Below are 3,253 nucleotides of genomic sequence, written 5' to 3'. Positions count from 1 at the left end.
CATTTGGGTATTTTCAAATCTAAGTCGTAGGGTAGACAATTTCGCCAAGAATAAATCAAGTGTCTGTTAAATGTAAGGGGACACATCTTAAAAGAAAGATGAGAACCTTGCAGCAGAGGATACAGAAGATGTGTCCCCTGTCAATAAGCAAGACTGAACTAGGTCAAGCTAGAAAGGGCACACGGAGGATGCCTTGGCACCAGGAGCCGATGAAGGACGTGATAAGCTGCGATAAGCTTCGGGTAGGTGCAAATAACCTATGAACCGGAGATTTCCGAATGGGGAAACCCAACCGTTTGGTTACTGTATAGTGAATAAATAGCTATGCAGAGGTAAACCCGGGGAACTGAAACATCTAAGTACCCGGAGGAAGAGAAAGAATAATTCGATTTTCTGAGTAGCGGCGAGCGAAAGGGAAAGAGCCCAAACCTGAGAGGGAAACTTCTCAGGGGTTGTGGACCGGCATTTAGTATTGAGCTTTTAGTCGAACTACCTGGAAAGGTAGGCCATAGGAGGTAAAAGCCCTGTAGATGAAAAGAGCAAGATATGAGCCGGAATCCAGAGTACCACCGGACACGAGAAATCTGGTGGGAAGCAGGGAGGACCACCTCCCAAGGCTAAATACTACCTGGTGACCGATAGAGGAGAAGTACCGTGAGGGAAAGGTGAAAAGAACCCCGGGAGGGGAGTGAAAGAGAACCTGAAACCGTGTGCTTACAAGCAGTTGGAGGGAGTTTATGCCTGACAGCGTGCTTTTTGTAGAACGAGCCAGCGAGTTACGGTATGAAGCAAGGTTAAGTACTTAAGGTACGGAGCCAAAGGGAAACCGAGTCTTAATAGGGCGTTAAGTTTCATGCTGTAGACCCGAAACCAGGTGACCTATCCATGGACAGGATGAAGGTGAGGTAAAACTTACTGGAGGTCCGAACCCACGTGTGTTGAAAAATGCGGGGATGAGCTGTGGATAGCGGAGAAATTCCAATCGAACTTGGAGATAGCTGGTTCTCCCCGAAATAGCTTTAGGGCTAGCCTTAAGAATGAGTATTGGAGGTAGAGCACTGAATGGGCTAGGGGCCAATGAGGTTACCGAACCCTATCAAACTCCGAATGCCAAATACTATAATCTTAGGAGTCAGACTACGAGTGATAAGATCCGTGGTCGAAAGGGAAACAGCCCAGATCATCAGCTAAGGTCCCAAAGTGTAAGTTAAGTGGAAAAGGATGTGAGGTTTCACAGACAACCAGGATGTTGGCTTAGAAGCAGCCACACATTAAAAGAGTGCGTAATAGCTCACTGGTCGAGAGATCTTGCGCCGAAGATGTCCGGGGCTAAAACTTACCACCGAAGCTATGGGAATGAAAATTCGGTAGGGGAGCTTCCTATACGGGCAGAAGCAATACTGTAAGGAGTTGTGGACTGTATAGGAGTGAGAATGCTGGCATAAGTAGCGAGAGGCAGGTGAGAATCCTGCCCGTCGAAGACCTAAGGTTTCCTGAGGAAGGTTCGTCCGCTCAGGGTTAGTCGGGACCTAAGGCGAGGCCGAAAGGCGTAGTTGATGGACAATCGGTTGATATTCCGATACCACCTTTAACGATTGAGAGAAGTAGTGACACAGCAGGATAGTTCCAGCACACCGTTGGTTGAGTGTGCCTAAGCATTTAGGCTGCTCTGTAGGCAAATCCGCAGAGCATAAGGCTGAGATGTAATGGGGAAGAAGGCAGCTTGCTGCCTTAAGGGAATGATTCCACACTGTCGAGAAAAGCTGCTATCGAGTGAAGAGGTGCCCGTACCGCAAACCGACACAGGTAGGTGAGGAGAGAATCCTAAGACGAACGAGAGAACCCTTGTTAAGGAACTCGGCAAATTGACCCCGTAACTTCGGGAGAAGGGGTACCTAGAAATAGGTCGCAGTGAAAAGGCCCAAGCGACTGTTTAGCAAAAACACAGGTCTCTGCTAAAGCGAAAGCTGAAGTATAGGGGCTGACACCTGCCCAGTGCTGGAAGGTTAAGGGGATGAGTTAGCGCAAGCGAAGCTTTGAACCGAAGCCCCAGTGAACGGCGGCCGTAACTATAACGGTCCTAAGGTAGCGAAATTCCTTGTCGGGTAAGTTCCGACCCGCACGAATGGTGTAACGACTTGGGCACTGTCTCAACAAGGGACTCGGCGAAATTGTAGTACCGGTGAAGATGCCGGTTACCCGCGATTGGACGGAAAGACCCCGTAGAGCTTTACTGTAGCTTAGCATTGAGTTTCGGCATTATCTGTACAGGATAGGTGGGAGGCAGAGAAGTAGGGTCGCCAGATTCTATGGAGCTAACCTTGGGATACCACCCTGATGATGCTAAAATTCTAACCGGGATCCATGAAGCTGGATACGGGACATTGCTAGGTGGGCAGTTTGACTGGGGCGGTCGCCTCCCAAAATGTAACGGAGGCGTCCAAAGGTTCCCTCAGAGCGGTTGGAAATCGCTCGAAGAGTATAAAGGCATAAGGGAGCCTGACTGCGAGACAAACAAGTCGAGCAGGGACGAAAGTCGGGCTTAGTGATCCGGTGGTTCCGAGTGGAAGGGCCATCGCTCAACGGATAAAAGCTACCTCGGGGATAACAGGCTTATCTCCCCCAAGAGTCCATATCGACGGGGAGGTTTGGCACCTCGATGTCGGCTCGTCGCATCCTGGGGCTGAAGTAGGTCCCAAGGGTTGGGCTGTTCGCCCATTAAAGCGGCACGCGAGCTGGGTTCAGAACGTCGTGAGACAGTTCGGTCCCTATCCGTCGCGGGCGCAGGAAATTTGAAGGGAGCTGTCCTTAGTACGAGAGGACCGGGATGGACAGACCTATGGTGTACCAGTTGTCCTGCCAAGGGCACGGCTGGGTAGCTATGTCTGGAATTGATAAGCGCTGAAAGCATCTAAGTGCGAAACAAACCCTAAGATAAGATTTCCCATGGAGTAGTCCAGTAAGACCCCTGAAAGAACATCAGGTTGATAGGCTGTGGGTGTAAGTGCAGTAATGCATTGAGCTTTGCAGTACTAATTGGTCGAGGGCTTGACCTATATTGTTACACTTAATTGTGTAACTACTACATTATGCAGTATATCAAGGATATATAACTTGTGATAACAAGTTATCATAATCGGTGGCAATAGCCCCAGGGTCACACCCGTTCCCATACCGAACACGTAGGTTAAGCCTGGGTACGCTGATGGTACTGCCATGGAAGCGTGGTGGAAGAGTAAGTCGTCGCCGGTAT

Annotated in this window: 2 rRNA genes; both read left to right on the top strand. The window is 49.6% G+C overall.

The window, feature by feature from the left end:
- Positions 1-161: 161 nt before the first annotated feature.
- Positions 162-3,056, top strand: a 23S ribosomal RNA gene (locus OXPF_RS13350).
- Positions 3,057-3,135: 79 nt separating this feature from the next.
- Positions 3,136-3,252, top strand: a 5S ribosomal RNA gene (gene rrf / locus OXPF_RS13345).
- Position 3,253: the final 1 nt, after the last annotated feature.

The organism is Oxobacter pfennigii (genome assembly GCF_001317355.1).
Lineage (GTDB): Bacteria > Bacillota > Clostridia > Clostridiales > Oxobacteraceae > Oxobacter > Oxobacter pfennigii.
Note: the sequence above shows the minus strand (reverse complement) of the source record. Positions and strands in the feature narration are given on the sequence as shown.